Consider the following 18,227-nt stretch of genomic DNA (forward strand, 5'->3'; position numbering starts at 1 on the left):
CCAGCTCAGTGCCACGTCGTGTCCGCTTCGACGATCACCACTCTGATTTCCGGATCTTCCGCCGTATTGCAGGTGCAGGGCATGCCCTCGCCGCAGCGGCAGCCGCCGAGCTTCTCGCTCCAGGCCCGGAGCGGATGGTTTTCGCAGACCCATCCCAGACCCTGGCAGAATGGGCATTTCTTGTCGGTCACAGCGTATCCGGCGTCCGCAGCGTGTTCGACTTGTCCTCGTTGCGCAGCTCTTGCTCGGCCGCGTTCCAAAATTCTTCTTCGCGGCCTTCGGGCTTGCCGGCTTGCTCCCACAAGCGGTGCGCGCGTTCTCTGATCTCTTGCTCGGTCGGGTCGGGCAATTCTCGTCTCCTCTGGTGAAGCACGGCCCACCCTGGGGGGTATGGGGGGCTTGGAGGCGGGCCGTGCAGGCCAGCGATCGGCGGCGAGGCTGACCCGCGGATTCAAGCTTCGATCGTGCGCGGGAGTTCCTAATCGCGCGCGCCCGGGCGACGACGTCCTCATCAATACCTTGAGACCAGGAAAGAACAGGGCGCCCAGCCAGGACAGGAGCCACACGGGCAACGCCCCGGCTCTCAAGAAGGCCAGGCGGCCGCCATCACCGGGATCACGACCGCACATCCCCAGATCGCAAAAGTCAGGACACCAGGGTCGTGCAATGCCTCGGGAGGATGGAGATGCGAAGCTCGGAGATATTGGTAGCGGGAGAAGGATCCGCCACCACTTCCAAAAAAATCAAAATCCTACGTAAATTCATAAACTTGGATCGGAGGTGCGAACCCGAGCGTGATACCTCTCTTCCGGATGTAGCACCTTCGCCGCGCCTTCACTGCGTTGTTGCGCTACTCTCGAAGGGCTTATTTTCGGCGATGAACCTCGCCGCCAACACCAAGGCCCCCATCGAAAACTCCTTTCCATGCGCGGCAATCATACGCTCGGAGAGCTCCGCCAGTTCCTGGAAGAAGTGATCCTTGCTTGTGGCTTCGCTTCGCGCTTCGGTTGCTGTCATGAACTTCCTCCTGGAGCTCGCGGCAAGGCTCGTCGCCCAGCTCGCCGTTACTTGAAGATCTGCGGCGGGAACGTCACGATCGCCGCCTCGCCGCCGTGTGTCCCGATGGCAAGATGCTCGCCGTCGTCGGACCAGCGGACGGTCTGGACCGCGCTCCGGCCCGGCGGTTTAACGACCAGTTCGTCGGCTTCGCCAATCCTGGCAACGACGACCTTGCCGTCGGTGTATCCCGCCGCGACCAACGGACGTCCCGGATGCACGTCCACTGCCTCGACAAAGACGAAGCCACCGCGGCCGGTGCCAACGCTCGTCGGCTGTTCGCCACCGTCGTCGAGACTGGAAACGTCCCATGCGGTCATGCGGTAGGCTCCGCTCGTCACAAGAGTGCGGGAGTCAGCACTCCACGAAAGAGACCGGACGCTTGCAGGATAGCTCGGAATCCGAACGGCACGCGCATCGGAAAGGCGCAGCAATACGATACCTCCTTCTGCGACGGACATTGCCAGCCAGCTTCCATCGGGACTCCAGGCCAAGCTGGAGATGGCGCCCAAAGCCATTGAAGCGGTGGGCTCAGGTCGGGGTCCGAAGGCACGCACAATCGGCGCCTGATTTTTCCGCTAGTTTCAGCGATGCCTCGGACTTGTCGACGACAATGATGTCGGCCGCACACATCGCTTTGAGGCACTGGATTCCGATGTGACCCAAGCCGCCCGCACCGATGACGACACAGAATTCGCCCGGCAAAAGGTGACGCGTGGCTTTCTTCGCTGCGCGATACGCCGTGAGACCCGCGTCCGCGTACGGCGCGACCTCCTTTGGCGCAAGCGTCCGCGGCAGAGGGACAATGTTCCGTTCCGAGGTGCAAAGGACTTCTGCATAGCCCCCATTGCAATCGAGACCGGGAAATGTGCCGGAACCGTGCATGTCGAAGCCCCGACGGCAGGCGAGACACGTCCCGCCGGTGATCTTCGGGTGGACGATCACGGGATCGCCCTTCTTCAACCCCTCGACCTCCTTGCCGACCTCCTCGATCCAGCCGGCATTCTCGTGTCCCATGATCAGGGGCAGCAGCTTGTCGCCGGTCGGATCCATGTGCGGCTTCCACACGCCTTCGATGATGTGAAGATCGGTCCTGCATACGCCCGCACCGCCAATGCGAACGATGACGTCGGTCGATTTCGTCAGCTTCGGATCAGGCACTTGTTCTTCGCTAACCCAGCGCTCGCCGGAAAGCTTTTCGTCATACGCTCTCAGTACTTGGGCTTTCATGTTGTCCTCCGTCCGCGGCGAACTTCATGCTCGCCTTCGACGAGGCGGCTCAGCATTTTTCGTGCCAGCAAGCTCGAATGTCGCAACGCACCAGGGGATGCTTATGCTGAGGGCCCCTTGGGCCGAGCGAGTGGACTGGCGACAACAAGGCCAGCCACCCAGGCGCTGTACGCGAGATTGCGGTATTCCAGGTTAGCGTCCGCTTTGAGGCCGTGCCGGGAACAGCCTGCGCCCGCAATGCCGAAGCATACGCTCGACGCATCCGGTTGATCGCGGGATCGCTGCCGACCTCTTGCTCACCGCCCCTGGAAGACCGCCGGGCGCCGCTCGACAAAGGACTGGATGCCCTCGCGCGCGTCGGCGCTCTTGAGCACACGGTCCCGGATCGCCGGAATGCAGGCGATCGCAGCCGTCCCACCCTGCTCGGTGTATTTCGCGGCCGCTTCCTTGGTCACCTGAATCCCAAGCGGTGCGTTGCGGGCGATGATCGCCGCGATCTCCATGGCACGGCCGATCTGCTGGCCGGCCGGAACGACCTCCTGAACGAGACCGATCTCGCGCGCACGCTGCGCCGTGAATTCGTCGCAGAGGAAGAGGTGGTACATGGCGTTACCCCAGCCTGCGCGGGACAGATAGCGGAAGTGAGCGCCGCCCAGGGGCGCGATGCCGCGCTTGGCCTCCATCTGGCAGAACCGGCTGTCGTCGGCGGCCACTACGATGTCGCCGGCCAGCATCAGCTCGATGCCGACGGTGTAGACGATGCCTTGAGTCGCGGTGACGATTGGCTTCTTGCAGCGCTTGGTGAGGCCGAAAACGTCGACATTGCCTTCCTTGACAGTCCGCTTCTCGGCATTCGGGCCGAAGAATTTCGGCATGTCGAGGCCCGCGGTGAAGTCCTTGCCTTCCGCGCAAATCACGCCGACCCAGTAGCCGTCGTTGTCGTGCAACTCGGTCAACGCGTCCGACAGCAGATCCATCATCTGTGGCGAGAAGGAGTTCTTCTTGGCGGGATTGTCGATGATGATCTTCAGGATGTGATCATGCGCCTCGGTGCGGATCGTGCCTTCGGTGGTCATGCGAGCGTCTCCTGTCTACCTGTCGTTCTTGATGGCGAGTGCGGTTCGAATGGCTGCGGCCCGCTCCGGCGGGAACGCCGCTGCGCCCTCCTGGAGAATGTCGAGGAAGGACAACACGCCGCCGCGAGAGCCCCAATTGCCCTCTTCGATGATGCGGAAATTGACCCACCAGCTCGGAGAGGGCTCCTTCATCTCGCAGGCATCCGCGAGGGCGCTGAGAACGTTGCGAATGACCGTGGCCCGGTCCTCGCGGGTCCAGCAGCAGTCCATCACGACGACGTCCACCACCATGACGTCGCTCGGCTGGTCCGAGAGCAGCTCTCCGCCGTGCGCGATCATGTCGAATGGCCGCTCGAGGAAATGCACCTGGTAACCTCGCCGTGCCTGGGGAACGAGCCGGCCGACCTCCGGCACCAGCACGGCATCCGTCAGCGTCTTGGCAAGCACCCGGCGCTGCTGACCGGTCAATCGGCCTTGCGGGGTCATCACATGGATAAAGGTCATCTCGAGCTCTCCGGCTGACTATGTCACGTGACATACACCCACACGGCGCTGGCTATGTCAACTGTCATATTGTAGCGTTGGACGACGAGGTGCCCGATGACGTCCGATACGAGAGCGAAAATGGTGGCCGGGGCCGCCGATCTGATGAGCCGCCGCGGCGTGAATGCGACGAGCGTACGAGAGGTCGTGCGCCACACCGGCACGCCGCGCGGATCGATCAGCCATCATTTTCCCGGGGGCAAACGGCAGCTCATCGAAGATGCCATTGTCTTTGCGGGCACCCAGGTCAGCGGTCCCCTGCGGCATCTCACCAGCGAACGGGGGGCCATGGCCGGCCTGCGCGCCTTCATCACGCTTTGGAAGAGGACGCTGGAGCAGACGAATTATCAGGCCGGATGTCCTATCCTGGCAGTTGCCGTCGAGGAATATGTCAGCGATCCCTCCGATCAGGAAACCGCCGGCGGACAGGCGGTCCAGCGCCATCTGCTTGATCTCGCTCAGGGCATCTTTGCGGACTGGCAGCAGATCCTGTCCAATGCGCTGAAGCAGGAAGGCCTCACCGCGTCGCGCGCACGGCGGCTTGCCACGCTGATCGTCGCATCGGTCGAAGGTACAGTCGCCATGTGCAGGGCTGCGCGTAGCGCCCAACCCCTGGAGGAGGTCAGTCACGAGCTCGAGCTCCTGCTGAAGAGCGCAATCGACAAGCCATAGCGTCGAGAAGCGAGAGCCGCACAGGTCAACGTCAGGCTCCCTCGTCAAGCGCCACCAGTTCGCGCTTTCTGCGCAGCGTCGGCAACAGCGGTCCGATCAGCAGCACCAGAGCAAGCGCGAGGCACACCGCCGAGATCGGCCGCGTTACGAAGGTGCCGAGATCGCCCTGCGAAAGGATCAGCGACTTGCGCAGATTGTTCTCCAGCATCGGTCCCAGCACGAAGGCGAGCACCAGCGGTGCCGGCTCATAGCCGAGCTTGCGCATGAAGTAGCCGATGATCCCGAACGCGATCATCACATAGACGTCGAAGACGTTGTTGCCACTGCAATAGACGCCGATGATGGTGAAGAGGATGATGAGGGGGAACAGGATGTTGTAAGGCAGCTTCAAGAGCTGCACCCACATGCCGATCATCGGCAGATTGAGCACCAGCAGCATCAGATTGCCGATATACATGCTGGCGACGATGCCCCAGAACAGCCCGGGGTTCTGCGTGATCATCAGCGGCCCCGGTTGCAGCCCGTGAACCACGAAGGCGCCGAGCAGCAGCGCCATCACCACGTTGGGCGGAATACCGAGCGTCATCAGCGGAATGAACGCGCCGCCGGCTGCGGCGTTGTTGGCCGCTTCCGGCCCTGCGACGCCTTCGATGGCGCCATGGCCGAAACGTTCGGGCGTCGCGGAGAGCCGCTTCTCCAGCGCGTAGGAGGCAAAGGACGCTACGACGGCGCCGCCGCCCGGCAGGATGCCGAGGAAGAAACCGAGAATGGTGCCACGGCCGACCGGGCCGGCGCTCGCCTTCCAGTCGTCCTTGTTCGGGAGGAGCCGGGTGATCTTGGCATTGATGATGTCGCGCTTGATGGCCTGCTCGGTGTTGAGCAGGACCTCGGCGACGCCGAACAGACCCATCACGACCGGCACGAGTCCGATGCCGTCCATCAGTTCCATGCGACCGAAGGTCAGGCGCGGCTGCGCCGTAATGCTGTCGAGCCCGATCAGGCCGAGCACGACGCCGATACAGGCCATCAACAAGGCCTTCGCCATCGAGCCCTGGGTGAGGAAGGTCAGCACCACGAGCCCGAGCGCCATCAGGCTGAAATATTCGGCCGGACCAAAAACGATGGCGACGCTGGCGAGCTTCGGCGCAACCAGCATCAAGGCGACCAGCGAAAAGGTGCCGGCGATGAAGGAGCCGAAGGCGGCGATGCCGAGCGCGGGACCCGCGCGGCCCTGCTTCGCCATCTGGTGGCCGTCGATGCATGTGACGACGGATGCCGCCTCGCCGGGGATATTGACCAGGATCGAGGTGGTAGAGCCGCCATACATCGAGCCGTAATAGATGCCGGCCATCATGATGATGCCGGATTCCGGCGTGCCCGAGAGCGTCACGGGCAGCAGCAACGACATCGCCGAGATCGGCCCGATGCCCGGCAACACGCCGACCAGCGTGCCAATGAAGACGCCGATGAAACAGTAAAGCAGGTTGATCGGCGCCAGTGCGACCCCGAAGCCATGCGCGACATTGACGAGAGTATCCATGACCGTGCTCAGCCGATACCGAACATGCCGGACGGCAGCTGAATGCCAAGCGCTTGCTTGAGCAGCCACCACATGCCGACGGGAACGAGGATGGAAACTGGAATCGCCAGCGACCAGCGCACCGGGTCAATCAGGCGCATCAGCAGCAGCGTCAGCGGAATGGCGGCGAGCAGGAAGCCGAGCAGATCGAGCGCGATGGCGAACCCGGTGAGGCATGCGATGACGATGACCGGCCTGGCCCAGCGCGCATCTTTCCAGCGCGAGCCGAAGGTCGGCCCGCCTTCGGTGATCGCGGCAACGATGATCGTTGCCGCAAACGCGCAGATCAGGATGCCGGTATAGAACAGCACGAAGCCCGGGCCCGGATCGTGGATGGTGCCGAGCTTGAGCTTCAAGCCGGACCGGATCACGAAGATGCCGAGCCCTAGCGCGATCAGCCCGCTCCAAAGCTCCGAATTGTCGAGGCGAACCTTGACGTTGCTATCGCCGCTCATGGGTCAGTTCTTCTTGCCGAGCCCGAGTGCATCGATCACCTTGCGCTCAGATTCTGTGACCTCGACGACGAACTTCTTGTAGTCCTCGCTGTTCTTGTAGTTCGGCACCATGTCGTATTTGGACAGCGTCGCGACCACGGCCGGATCATCCAGCGCCTTCTTGAAGGCGTCGTGCAGCTTGGCGACGATCTTGGGGTCCATGCCCTTCGGGCCGGCTATGCCGAACGGCGAGTCGTAGACCACGGGATGGCCGAGTTCCTTCAGCGTCGGCGCGTCGGGAAAGTTCGGCGAGCGGCTCGCGGTCCACACCATCAGCAGGCGCAGCTTGCCGGCGTCGACCAGCGGACGCCAGCCGGTGGCGTCGGCCTGCAGCATCGTATGCTGACCGAGCACCGCGGCATTCGTCTCCGCGCCGCCCTTGAACGGAACAGCCGCGAGCTTGATGCCCGCGAGCATGGCGATCTGTTCCATCCCGACATGCGGCGAAGTCCCGACGCCAGGCGTCGCATAGGTGACCTTGCCCGGATTGGCCTTGGCGTAGTCAACCACGTCCTGCCATGTCTTGAACGGACCTTCCGCACTGGTCGTCACGCCGAAGGTGTAGCCCGAGAGGTGGATGATATAGGTGAAATCCTTCGACGGATCCCACGGGACTTCCTGCATCAGCGGCAGGCGGAACACTCCCATCGGGAGCTGCGCGATGGTGTAGCCGTCGGGCTTCGCGGATGCGGCCATGGTGGCTGGGCCGACCGTGCCGCTTCCTCCGGCCTTGTTGTCGATCGCGATCGGTTGTCCCAGCACCTTCGAAGCGCTCTCGGCGATCACGCGCATGGTGAGGTCGGTCGATCCGCCGGCCGGCCAGGGAATGATCAGCGTGATCGGCTTGGTCGGGTATTCCTGTGCGCCGGCGTAGACGGGCACGAACATGGCGAGCGCCGCGATCGCAATCATCAAACTGCTGCGTTGAAACATAAGATCCTCTCTCCAGTGGTTCGCTCGAGCTCGTGTCTTCATGTGTCCTGCCGGCGGCCTGCCATCGGCACCGTGAATCCCCTCCCCTGGCGGACCACGACTGCCGATGGCTTCCCGCACCTCAATCAATTCGCAGTGCGATCGAGTTGATGACGCCCCGCCATTTGGGAATTTCCTGCGCCATGAACGTCCCCAGATAGGCGGGATTGCTCGACGGCGCCGGGATGATTCCCTGCGCATCGAGGATCGGTTTGATCGAGCTGTCGTTCATGGCGGCGACGAAGGCCGCATTGAGCTTCGCGATGATCGGCTCAGGCACGCCCTTCGGTGCGACGACGCCGAAGAACACGCTGACGTCGAAACCTTTCAGGCCCTGCTCGTCGAAGGTCGGCACATCGGGCAGAACCGGCGTCCGCTCGATCGTCGTGACGCCGAGCGCGCGAAGGAGTCCGGCCTTGATGTGAGGTGCGGAGACGAAGATGTCGGCAAAGCTCATCTGAACCTGACCGCCGATCAGATCGTTGATCGCAGGCGCGCCGCCACGATACGGCACATGCAGGATGTCGGTGCCGGCGATGGCATTGAACATGACACCGGCGAGGTGAGTGGATGCGCCATTACCGGACGAGGAGAAGCTCAACTTTCCCGCATTCGCCTTCGCATACGCGATCAACTCCTGCATATTCTGCGCCGGCACAGAGGGATGCACCGAAAGCACGTTGGGCATTTTGCCGATCATGATGACCGGATCGAAGCTCTTGATCGGATCGTAGCTGAGCTTCGCGTACAGGCTCACATTGATGGCGAGCGGGCCCGACGTCCCGAACAGGAGGGTGTAACCGTCGGCCGGCGAGTTCGCGACGAAGTCGGCTCCGACGTTGGCGCCGGCGCCGGCACGATTTTCGACGATGACGGGTTGGCCAAGCTTGACCCTGACACCCTCGGCCAGAGACCGCGCCAATGCATCCGTCGGCCCGCCGGCTGCAAAGGGCACGACGAATTTGATCGGTCGCTCGGGAAATTCCGCCCACGCCATCGCGGGCATGGACAACGCAATGGTCGACGCAAGAAGTAATTTGCGGCAAAGACCGATGAACTCCATAGGCTGCTCCCCTCCCCGCAAGGCTGACGCCATGCCGTTTTCCAGCTCCTTGCCGGTGGGGTCTGGCGATCTCGTCGCGCAGCACGTCCGACTTCTTGTTCTAGGAAATTGTCCGTTCGATCAGATCACGCGTATGTCACCGTCACGCTGCCGAAAGGTCCGAAATCCGCGACGAACGTCTCGCCGGGCTTCGGTCTCAACATTCCCGTCACCGTGCCGGTGCTGATCATCTGCCCCGCCTTCAGGCCGATGCCGGTCCGCGAGAGTTCGTTGGCGAGCCATGTCACCGGCGCGATCGGATGGTCCAACGCGATCGCCGCACTGCCCTTCCGCCTCAGCGTCCCGTTGCAGGTCAGCACGACCTCCTGGCCGGCAATATCGCGCTCCCGCCAGTTCTCGATCGGCGGACCGTATGCAATCGTCCCGCTGCCGGCTCCGTCCGCAAGGATGGCGGGCAGCGGAGGAAACGCGGCGTCATGGACGAAGCGACACTCGGCCAGCTCCACGCCCGGATGCAGCGAAACGACGGCTTCCTTGACTTCTTCGATGCTGTAGGGAGCTTCACGCGGCGGAAGATCGGCGCCGAGCAGCGCCTGGTATTCGACTTCGGGAATGGGACTGCACTGGCGGGCATGTTCGACCGTCACCGGCGATGTCTTGATGAGCGGCGCGTAGACGCGGCCATAGATCGGCGAGTCCGTGCGCAACTCACGCTGCAACCCTTCCTTCATGGCCGCAATCTTCCAGCCCGCGACGGTCCAGCCGAGCTCCTCCTCGACCATGCGCGCGACGCGGTAGGCAGTGGCCTTGTCCGGCGGCACGAGACGCTGGTCGAGGCCGCTCTGCTGGCGTCCTTCACGGCGCAGGGTTGCGAGTAAATGGGCGAGTTCGCGTTGTGCCGACTGATCCATCGCGATTACCTCACCAGCAGCGCAGCCGCGCGCGACAACGGCACGGGTGCCTCATCCAGCAACAGGTCGATGGCCTCGTCCTCCCAACGCTGGCTCTCCAGGTTCAACGTGTTCGGCTCTTGCACGCGGTGCTCCAGCACGAAGCGCGCGAGCAGCAGGCGGCGGGCGTCGCCGCCGGATGCACCCAGACGCAAGCCCTCCTGGATGAACAGGGCGGCGGTGACGGCATGATAGAGCTTGCCGGCAGCAGCACGGCAGAAGCGCTCATTCTCTGGGCGTGCCGCGACCTCTTCCGCGAAGCGCATGGCGCTATTGATAGCGCCCTCAAGCCGCGTACGAAATTGACCAGGAACACCCTGCATCTCGGCGAGCCAAGACGCGAGATCATCGCGCAGGGCGGCGTGAGCGCCGACCTTTCCAACGGCGCGCTGCACGGCATCGAGCGCGTTGATGTTGCTGGTGCCCTCCCAGATCAGGCCGAGATGGGCATCGCGCACCAGCCGCGCGTTCGGCCAGTCCTCGATGTAGCCGTTGCCGCCGCGCGCCTCCATCGCACCGGTCGCCACCGTGACATTGTCGCGGCAGGCCCGGTATTTGACGATCGGCGTCAGCAGCCGCAGCACCTTCTCCGGTGCGGTCGCAGAATAGAGCAGCGCGGACAGCGCCTGCTCGGTCGGCACCATCAGCTTGACGAGCTGCCGGCGCATCAAGGGATGATCGACCACCGCACGACCGAAGGCATTGCGATGACGGGAAGCCTGGAGCGCCTCGTTGAGGCAGCGGCGCATCATCCCGGCGGCACGTGCCAGATGCGAGACACGGCTGGAATTCACCATCACCAGCATATGCTTCAAGCCCTGGTCGAGCTCACCGAGCTGATAGGCGACGGCACCATCGAACACGATCTCGCCGCTCGCCATGGTGCGGCTGCCGAGCTTGTCCTTGAGCCGCATGATCCGATAGGCGTTGCGGCTGCCATCCGGCAGCGTCTTCGGCATCAGAAACAGGCCGAGGCCGCGCCCGCCGCCGACTGCGCCCTCCGGCCGTGCCAGCAACACGGCAAGCTCCGCATCGGCGTTGGAGCAGAACCATTTCTCACCATAGAGCCTCCAATGCGCGCCATCGCGCACGGCGGTCAGTTCGGCCGCACCGACATCGGAGCCGCCGGCCTTCTCGGTCATGAACTGCGCGCATTTGAGCAGCGTGGCCGGATCCTGACTCCACATCCGCGAAAGATATCGTTCATGAAGCTCGCCGCTGCCGAAGCGCCGGACCAGCTCGGAGGAGCTGTCGGTGAGATTCACCGGACACAGCAGGCCGAACTCGGCCTGGGCGAACAGGTAGTGAAACACGTATTTCGCAAGCGGCGGCATGGCCGAGGGCCAGCCGAGCACGCCGCCGCGGTTGCACATCGCATGCATACCGAATTGTCCGAAAGCGATCTGCTCCATCTCGCGATAGGCCGGGTGATATTCGACCCACTCCTCGTCGCGACCGTGGAAGTCGCGGGAATGCAGGACGGGCTGATGGCGCTCGGCTTGATCGGAAAGGTCGTGAAGCCTGCCGCCGGCGAGCGCGCCGAGCTCGGCAAGATGCGGCTGGAGATGCGCCAGCAATGGCGCGTCCATGTAGAGGGGAAGCAGATCCCGAATGCTCCGGTCGATCGCAAAGTAGTTCAGCCCACGGCAGGTGGGCGCTAACGCCATCGAGCGTCGGGACGACGCTTCGCGACGGGCCAAACCGGCATGAACGGTCATGAGCTTCCTCTCCGGACGGACGTATCTTGGGCGGGGCGGACCCCGGGCCAGTGTTCGGGTATGACTTGACAGCGCTCCACGCAAACGACTTCTTGGGCGGGCGCCTTGAGCGAAACTCAAGGCCCGGTCATCCCGCGGGGCGCACCATCATGGCTTCACGACGACTTCCTCCACTCCATGCCGTGCGGGCATTCGAAGCGGCCGCACGACACCTGTCGATCACGCGAGCCGCCGACGAGTTGAACGTGACGGTCGGCGCAGTCAGCAGGCACGTCCGCGCACTCGAAGTGCGCATGGGCACCGCGCTGTTCCTGCGGGGATCGCGGGGCTTGGTCCTGACCTCGGCCGGCAAGGCGTTCGCCGATTCCACCCGCGAGGCCCTCGATCGCATTGCGGATGCCGCTGAAGGCCTGCACCTGCGGCAGTTCAGACGGCTATCCGTCGGCGTCTACGGATTCTTCCTGTCGCGTTTTCTCCTGCCGATGTGGCCGGGGCTCAAGGCGGCACATCCCGAGCTGGAGATCGATCTGCACACCAGCGCCAACCCGGTTGATCTTCTTGCCAGCCGCTACGATGCCGTCATTGCCGTCTCGGACGGAGAGCCGAGAGCCGGCCTCGTCACCCGGCCTCTGCTGCCGATCGCCACCGTGCCGGTCTGCTCGCCAACTCTGCTGAAGGATGGCGCGCTGGATTTCGCGTCCGTTCCGCTGCTGCACAACAGGCCACGGCCAGACGATTGGCGACGCTGGCTCGACCACGCGCAGCTCACCAAGGTGCCGATCCGCGGCGGAAGCAGCTTTGAAAATCTGGGGCTCGCGATCGAGGCCGCTGCGGCCGGGCTCGGCGCCGCCATCGCCATCGAGAGCCTGCTCGCTCCGGACCTTGCGCAACTCAATCTCGTCAGAGCGCATCCCGTGGTCCGGCCGACGCGGCGCCACTTCGTGCTCGAATATGAGCAACGCATGGCGGACGATCCGGCGGTCGCGGCCTTTGCCACGTGGCTCTGCAATGCCTGCAAGCAACAGGGCGCCAACAAGACGGCCGCCAGGACATCCTCGCGAAAGCGTGCAAACGATTGAGTTGAGTTTCACTCAAGGGACACCGCGAAAACCTCGTTTGCCAGTCCGAACCGGCTCTGACACAGACCCCAGCGTCACGCACCGATGATGGGGGGGAAACGCGGGATGAGGCTGCTATTCGGGATGCTGGTCGCGGGACTGGCGATCGCGGCAAGCTCGCCAGTGCGAGCACAGATCACCGGCGACATCGTGAAGATCGGCGTGCTGACCGACATGTCCGGCATCGTCTCCGATGCCACCGGCGAAGGCTCGGTCGTCGCAGCGCAACTGGCCGCGGAAGAATTCGGCAACCACGTCGCCGGCAAACCTGTCCAGATCGTCTTCGCGGACCATCAGCTCAAGCCTGACGTCGCCGCCAACATCGCGCGCAAATGGTTCGAGCAGGACGGCGTGGACGCCATTGCCGACGTGCCAAACTCGGCCGTCGCGCTCGCGGTGCAGGAGGTCGCCCGGACGCGTTCGCGGGTCATGCTGTTCTCTTCGCCCGGAACGACCGCGCTCACCAACCAGTTCTGCTCGCCGACCAGCGTCGCCTGGACCTTCGATTCCTATGCCCTTGCGCGCGGAACGGCCAAGACCGTGGTCGAAGGTGGCGGAAAGAGCTGGTACTTCGTGACGGCCGACTACGCCTTTGGCCATCAGCTTCAGAAGGATGCCAGCGCAGTCGTGCAGGCCAATGGCGGCAAGGTGCTGGGAGCCTCGGCGCACCCGCAAGGGACCACCGATTTCGCCTCCTTCCTGCTTCAGGCGCAGGCATCCAAAGCCAATATCGTCGGTCTCGCAAACGCCGCCGGAGACACGGTCGCAACCATCAAGCAGGCCGAAGAGTTCGGCCTCACCGCCGGTGGGCAGAAGATGGCGGCGATGCTTCTGCTGCTCACTGACGTCCACTCGCTCGGCCTTCAGGCGACACAAGGCACATTCCTCACGACGCCCTTCTACTGGGATCTCAACACACAGACTCGCACCTGGTCGGAGAAATTCGCGGCACGACGCAAGGGACAGCGGCCCACCTTCATGCAGATCGGCGTCTACGAGGCCGTCCGTCACTATCTGCAGGCGATCGAGGCAACCGGCTCGGACGACGCCAACAAGGTGATCGAGAAGATGCGCGCCGCTCCGATCGAGAGCGCCTTCACGCATGGCGCCACGATCCGCGAGGACGGCCGCGTCGTTCGCGACATGTACCTGGCGGAGGTGAAAGCCCCCAAGGACTCCAAGGGCGAGTGGGACCTTTACAAGATCCTCCGCACGATTCCGGCCCAGGATGTCACCATTCCGCTGGCCGAGAGCACCTGCCCGCTCGTGAAGCGCTGACCCGATATCCGACTTCAACATCCGAGGACGACAATGACGACACCCGAGAACGAGTGGCAGTATCCTTATGGCACCAAGCAGCGCTATCACCTGCAGCATGTGCACCTGTTCGCATCCAACGTCGATGCCACCATCGACTTCTACAGGACGTGGTTCGACGCCGAGGTGATGTGGGACGGCGACGTCGCCGGCGCGCGTAACGTCTTCATCAAGGTCGGCATTGGCGCGCTGCATCTCTACGACCAGCTTCCGCGCGGCGAGGGCAAGAATGCCGTCCACCATCTCGGCATGCAGGTCGTCGGTATCGACGAGCTGTACGACCGTATGAAGGTCGCCGGCCTGCATATTCCCAATCCCATCCGCCGCCTCGGCGGAGGCGGCGGTTATTTCATGCTCGGCGCCCCCGATGGCGTCGTCATCGAAATCTTCGAGCCGGGCAAGCTCCGCGAACCGGTGGTCCGGAGCTACTATGGCTTTGGGGGGTGAGACCCGTGGACACCGCTCCTCCGCTCGATACTGTCGCCGACCTCGTGGCAGCCCAAGCTCTGAAGACGCCTGACAAGACGGCCCTGACATTCGTGGACGTGACGTCTGACGGCATTTCTCGGACCGAGGAGCGCTCCTACACCCAGCTGGAACGAAACGGCGCTGCGCTCGCGCGGCGCCTCGCCGCGCTTGGCCTTCGGCGCGGCGAAACCTTCGCCCTGATGATGGCCAATCATCCGGAATTCGTCGAAGCAATGCTGGCTGCCGCAATGCTGGGAGCGGTCTTCGTGCCGATCGATCCCAGAACGATCGGCGAGAAGCTGAGCTTCATGCTGTCGCATGCCGAGTGCCGCGGAGTGATCTGCTCGGCAGACTGTGCGGCGGCCTTTGCGGGCCTGGACGGCAATGCCCTCTCCTGGGCCGTGATCCTCACGGAGAATCGCGCCTGGCCTCCCTCGGTCGCGCGGATGAATCTGAGCTACCGGGATGTCTTGAAGGAAGGCGGATCCAGCGATCGCATCGACGTTTTGCCGGCCGATCCCATGATGCTGATGTTCACCTCGGGGACGACGGGCAATCCCAAGGCCGTGGTCATCTCGCACGGCGCCTATATGAGCCGGGCGCGCGGCATGCACGGGATCGAGCTCAATGCCGATGACGTGCTCTACACCGGCCTGTCGCTAACGCACATCAATGCCCAGGGCACGCTGCGCATCGGCCTGACGGCAGGCTTGCCGGTCGTCATCAGCCGCAAGTTCAGCAAGCGCCATCTCTGGTCGATCTGCCGGAGATTCGGCTGCACCATGTTCAACATTCTCGGCGGCATGATCCCGGAGATCTACAGCATCCCGGAAGCGCCGGACGATTCCGACAATCCGGTTCGCCTCATCATCAGCGCCGGCATGCCGCCCGAGCTCTGGAAGGAGTACGAACGGCGCTATGGCGTGCAGATCTGCGAAATCTACGGCTCGACCGAAGGCGGCGGCGCCCTTACCAACCCGCCGGGATGCGGACCGATCGGCAGCCTGGGCAAGCCCCCGCCCGAGCTCGAAGCCGCGATATTCGATGACGACGGACAGCGCTGCCCGCCCATGCAGCCCGGCGAGCTGCGCTTCCGGCGCCGGGATGGCGTACCGATCAAGACCACGTACTTCAGAAACCCGGAGGCAAGCGACGCCAAGGTCGTGGAAGGTTGGTTCCGCACCGGCGACGTCGTCCACGCTGACGAAGACGGCTGGTTCTTCTTCCACTATCGGATCGGCGGAGGCGTTCGGCGCGACGGCGACTTCATCAACACGGCGCTGGTCGAAGCCGCTCTGATCAAATCGGGCCTCCTCTCCGACGTCTTCGTCTACGGCGTCGCGACCCCACGAAATGTTGCGGGCGAGAGGACCCTGGTCGCAGCGGTTGTCCCGCGCACGCCTGATTTCAGCGAAGCCGCGCTGCTCACATATTGCAGGTTGGTATTGCAGAAGCGTGACATTCCCGAGCTCATCCAGGTCTTGACCGAGATTCCGAAAACGATCTCCGAGAAGCCGATCGAGCGGGCCTGCGTCGAGCGGCTGCGGGCGGATGACCAGGCGGTTGACCATCTTGGTGAAGCCGGACATCTGGCCGCCGGTCTTTGGCGACGGGAAGACATAGTCGGAGGTTGCCCGCTGGAAATGTTTCGCGGCCGTGAGCACCTCGTCAACCAGGTGAGTGCGCGGCACGTCGTGGTGCAGTCCCATCTTGGTCCACGCCGCATCGAAGGTGATTCGGTCGTCCATGATGTGCTTTCGCCACTCGATCATGGTAGGCTCGCTGCGGCGCGGGCCGCCGAGCAGGCACATGCGTGACAGGAGACCGAAAGCCCCGAGCTTGCCTGATGCATCCCAGACCTTGATGATTTCCTCATCGGTCAGAGCGCGCCCCTTCGTTCGGCGTCCGACCCTTTGCGCCCGGGTTTCCTTGGGCGCGCGATAGCCGGCGAGCACGTTGTGCTCGACATAGCCCTCGCCGACACACCATTCGAGAAAGGTATGCACGTGCTTGCGCAAGTCCTTGGCTGCACCGCGCTTGCCGGTCTTGGCAATCTTGTCGACCGCGGCCATGATCTACCGTCGCGTCAGGTCCCCTACGCCGCTCTCGGCGTGATCCTTGAGCCCGCGCCGCAGTGCCGACATTGCTGGCTTCCAGTTGACGACTTGACGTTCGGTCAAGGACATCTGGTAGGGACCATCTTCAACAATGAGGGCCGCGAGCGTGGTGCGCTGCTTCTCGGCTGCTTGTTGCCGCCTCGCCTCGCGCTTCGGGTCGTTCGGGTCCAAGCCCTTGACGACCTCGCCTGCGGCGATGGTGGCGGCCTTGCGCGCGGCCTTCTCACTATATTTGGGCCACGCGCCGAGGGTCTTGCGCTGGGTCCCCCTCACCCCCGGCTTGGTGAAGAGGTAGACCCAGGTCCGGCCGCCGGTGGCGCGCATGCGCAAGGCCAAGCCGGGCAGCTTGTCGTCGTGGAGATAATGCTGCGACTTACCGGGCGGCAGCGTTGCGTTGCGGATCACCGTATCAGTGAGTGTCAGCTGGTTGGCCGGCTCCGTCATGATTCATTCCCTCTCTCTGTGCCCGGTGTGCCCCGCAAGAAGGCGGTCAGCCCTCGAACAGAACCGGGCCTCAAACCTTCTTCTTGTTGTGTGCCGGCGCAGGGAGGATCTACAGACCCAAACAGAACCGGGTCTCAGACCTCCCCCGTTTTTTGTGCCCCAAGGGAAAATCCCCGGCGGGCACAACAGGGGCATACAAAATGTAGTAAGGACACCTAAGGGCTCTTATGGCCACATATAGCCATAACCACCTTCAACTAAAGGAGTTTCTATATTCCAACTGTGGCTGGATTTGGTTGACTCGGGTCTACGGATTGTGGTTCACACGGGAGAGGTCCAAGGTTCGATCCCTTGTCCGCGCACCATTCATTTTCCTGACCGCTGCCGGTTGCGGACGATCGCCCTGGCCTCACGGCGGCGGGACCGCCCGTATCAAAAATGTCGAAAACAACCCCATGCACAGTAGCCGGCACCAGCCGAATCAAGGGGTTGCGCCTTTTCCGAATCCTGGTTTGACCCGTCGGGCAAGACAGGAGCAGGGTTGCATGATCTGAAGAGAGGCGAGCGGCTCTAATGAGCCATCAGAACAGGCAGATCCGCATGCTCCATGATATAGCTGGTCGCCCCGCCGAATATCATTTGCCGCAACCGGGTGCGGGTGAAGGCTCCCTTGATCAAGAGGTCGCAGCCCTCAGCTCTAACGGCATCGAGGACTGCCTCTCCGGTATCGCGATCCTCCAGTTCAACCGTTCTCGCCTGCGCTGCAATGTCATTGTACCGCAGTTGCTGGACGATCTGATCGGCAGACGGTCCTGGTACCGCTTGGCCGCCAACGACGGTTAGGACCGATACCTTTTCGGCCAGACGAAGCAACGGCATGGCAAATGCGTTTGCCCGAGCTTGCTCGGTACTACCGTTCCAATGGATCATAATGTTTGTTGCGACGCTTCTTGGTGCATTCGATGGCACAAGTAGAACGGGCCTGCCGCTCTCAAACAGCGCGGACTCAATCGCGCGACGGTGAGGGCCCGCAGCATCAATGTCAGACCGTACCATCACGATCAGATCGAAAGCGCGCCCATAGCTTCCGACAAAATCTTCGCCCTCAGGGGCGGTCTCCAGCCAGCCGAAACATGGTCGACCCAATCCAGCGGATCGAGGAACATCGTGCTTCAGCATGAATGCTTCGAAAAAGTCCCGCATGTCGTTCAATTCGGCTTCGCTCTTCACTTCATACGAATCTAACAGAATGCCGGTGGCCAATTCCGCGGCCAGATATTGAGGGATGCCGAACCGGAGCGGAAAGCCTTCGATATAGGCGCCGGTACGATGCGCGAGGCGTACAGCGACATCGAGCGTGGATGTCATCATCGGAATATTTTGAAGCGGGACCAAGAGCGTCTTCATTTT

General features: G+C 63.1%; 18 protein-coding genes and 3 pseudogenes. 5 read left to right on the top strand and 16 right to left on the bottom strand.

Annotated elements, in window-relative coordinates:
- Positions 1-5: 5 nt before the first annotated feature.
- The 8 genes and pseudogenes from RAD04_RS07550 to RAD04_RS07585 form a co-directional block, all read right to left on the bottom strand.
- Positions 6-191 (bottom strand): hypothetical protein, encoded by a 186-nt coding sequence (locus tag RAD04_RS07550; RefSeq protein WP_104463822.1) that lies wholly within the window; start codon positions 189-191, stop codon positions 6-8.
- On the bottom strand, positions 188-349 hold the full coding sequence (locus RAD04_RS07555; RefSeq protein ID WP_091960736.1) for a DUF2934 domain-containing protein: 162 nt from the start codon (positions 347-349) through the stop codon (positions 188-190). The genes RAD04_RS07550 and RAD04_RS07555 overlap by 4 nt, the downstream gene beginning before the upstream one ends.
- A gap of 485 nt (positions 350-834) precedes the next feature.
- On the bottom strand, positions 835-1,017 hold the full coding sequence (locus RAD04_RS07560) for a hypothetical protein (RefSeq protein ID WP_091960733.1): 183 nt from the start codon (positions 1,015-1,017) through the stop codon (positions 835-837).
- Between the two features lie 47 nt (positions 1,018-1,064).
- The gene (locus tag RAD04_RS07565; RefSeq protein WP_461623677.1) at positions 1,065-1,376 is read right to left on the bottom strand and encodes a hypothetical protein; all 312 of its coding nucleotides are present in this window, start codon (positions 1,374-1,376) and stop codon (positions 1,065-1,067) included.
- Between the two features lie 51 nt (positions 1,377-1,427).
- A pseudogene (locus RAD04_RS07570) lies at positions 1,428-1,574 on the bottom strand (hypothetical protein); the annotation flags it as partial.
- 13 nt (positions 1,575-1,587) lie between these two features.
- The gene (locus RAD04_RS07575) at positions 1,588-2,286 is read right to left on the bottom strand and encodes an alcohol dehydrogenase catalytic domain-containing protein (RefSeq protein ID WP_461623263.1); all 699 of its coding nucleotides are present in this window, start codon (positions 2,284-2,286) and stop codon (positions 1,588-1,590) included.
- A gap of 296 nt (positions 2,287-2,582) precedes the next feature.
- On the bottom strand, positions 2,583-3,362 hold the full coding sequence (locus RAD04_RS07580) for a crotonase/enoyl-CoA hydratase family protein (RefSeq protein ID WP_461623264.1): 780 nt from the start codon (positions 3,360-3,362) through the stop codon (positions 2,583-2,585).
- Between the two features lie 15 nt (positions 3,363-3,377).
- Complete coding sequence (locus RAD04_RS07585) at positions 3,378-3,866, bottom strand: tautomerase enzyme (protein WP_461623265.1); 489 nt, start codon at positions 3,864-3,866, stop codon at positions 3,378-3,380.
- A gap of 120 nt (positions 3,867-3,986) precedes the next feature.
- Between RAD04_RS07585 and RAD04_RS07590 the strand changes: the two genes are divergently transcribed.
- On the top strand, positions 3,987-4,577 hold the full coding sequence (locus RAD04_RS07590) for a TetR/AcrR family transcriptional regulator (protein WP_244550611.1): 591 nt from the start codon (positions 3,987-3,989) through the stop codon (positions 4,575-4,577).
- Positions 4,578-4,608: 31 nt separating this feature from the next.
- Here RAD04_RS07590 and RAD04_RS07595 read toward each other — a convergent pair whose 3' ends face one another.
- The 6 genes from RAD04_RS07595 to RAD04_RS07620 all read right to left on the bottom strand — a co-directional run bounded on the left by RAD04_RS07595 (position 4,609) and on the right by RAD04_RS07620 (position 11,302).
- Complete coding sequence (locus RAD04_RS07595; protein ID WP_461623266.1) at positions 4,609-6,117, bottom strand: tripartite tricarboxylate transporter permease; 1,509 nt, start codon at positions 6,115-6,117, stop codon at positions 4,609-4,611.
- 8 nt (positions 6,118-6,125) lie between these two features.
- Positions 6,126-6,611, bottom strand: a complete 486-nt coding sequence (locus tag RAD04_RS07600) for a tripartite tricarboxylate transporter TctB family protein (RefSeq protein ID WP_461623267.1) — start codon at positions 6,609-6,611, stop codon at positions 6,126-6,128.
- 3 nt (positions 6,612-6,614) lie between these two features.
- Complete coding sequence (locus tag RAD04_RS07605) at positions 6,615-7,562, bottom strand: tripartite tricarboxylate transporter substrate binding protein (protein WP_461623656.1); 948 nt, start codon at positions 7,560-7,562, stop codon at positions 6,615-6,617.
- 142 nt (positions 7,563-7,704) lie between these two features.
- On the bottom strand, positions 7,705-8,685 hold the full coding sequence (locus RAD04_RS07610; protein WP_461623268.1) for a Bug family tripartite tricarboxylate transporter substrate binding protein: 981 nt from the start codon (positions 8,683-8,685) through the stop codon (positions 7,705-7,707).
- Between the two features lie 125 nt (positions 8,686-8,810).
- Positions 8,811-9,596 carry a 2-keto-4-pentenoate hydratase gene (locus tag RAD04_RS07615; RefSeq protein WP_461623269.1) on the bottom strand — a complete coding sequence of 262 codons (786 nt, stop codon included), beginning with the start codon at positions 9,594-9,596 and terminating at the stop codon, positions 8,811-8,813.
- A 5-nt stretch (positions 9,597-9,601) separates the two neighbouring features.
- Positions 9,602-11,302: an acyl-CoA dehydrogenase family protein gene (locus RAD04_RS07620; RefSeq protein ID WP_461623270.1), complete on the bottom strand. Its 1,701-nt coding sequence runs from the start codon at positions 11,300-11,302 to the stop codon at positions 9,602-9,604.
- 200 nt (positions 11,303-11,502) lie between these two features.
- Here RAD04_RS07620 and RAD04_RS07625 point away from each other — a divergent pair, with 200 nt between their 5' ends.
- The 4 genes and pseudogenes from RAD04_RS07625 to RAD04_RS07640 form a co-directional block, all read left to right on the top strand.
- Entirely contained in the window at positions 11,503-12,432 is a 930-nt protein-coding gene (locus RAD04_RS07625) for a LysR substrate-binding domain-containing protein (RefSeq protein ID WP_461623271.1), read from the top strand.
- A gap of 105 nt (positions 12,433-12,537) precedes the next feature.
- Positions 12,538-13,749 carry an ABC transporter substrate-binding protein gene (locus RAD04_RS07630; RefSeq protein WP_461623272.1) on the top strand — a complete coding sequence of 404 codons (1,212 nt, stop codon included), beginning with the start codon at positions 12,538-12,540 and terminating at the stop codon, positions 13,747-13,749.
- A 33-nt stretch (positions 13,750-13,782) separates the two neighbouring features.
- On the top strand, positions 13,783-14,235 hold the full coding sequence (locus RAD04_RS07635; protein WP_091960650.1) for a VOC family protein: 453 nt from the start codon (positions 13,783-13,785) through the stop codon (positions 14,233-14,235).
- A gap of 44 nt (positions 14,236-14,279) precedes the next feature.
- Positions 14,280-15,758 (top strand): annotated as a pseudogene (locus RAD04_RS07640) (AMP-binding protein); the annotation flags it as partial.
- Between the two features lie 51 nt (positions 15,759-15,809).
- On the opposite strand, the pseudogene RAD04_RS07645 reads toward RAD04_RS07640, so the two are convergent.
- Both RAD04_RS07645 and RAD04_RS07650 read right to left on the bottom strand, forming a co-directional pair.
- Positions 15,810-16,817 (bottom strand): annotated as a pseudogene (locus tag RAD04_RS07645) (tyrosine-type recombinase/integrase); the annotation flags it as partial.
- 570 nt (positions 16,818-17,387) lie between these two features.
- Entirely contained in the window at positions 17,388-18,224 is an 837-nt protein-coding gene (locus RAD04_RS07650) for a universal stress protein (protein WP_461623273.1), read from the bottom strand.
- Between the last annotated feature and the right edge of the window lie 3 nt (positions 18,225-18,227).

The organism is Bradyrhizobium sp. 25ACV (assembly GCF_054863005.1).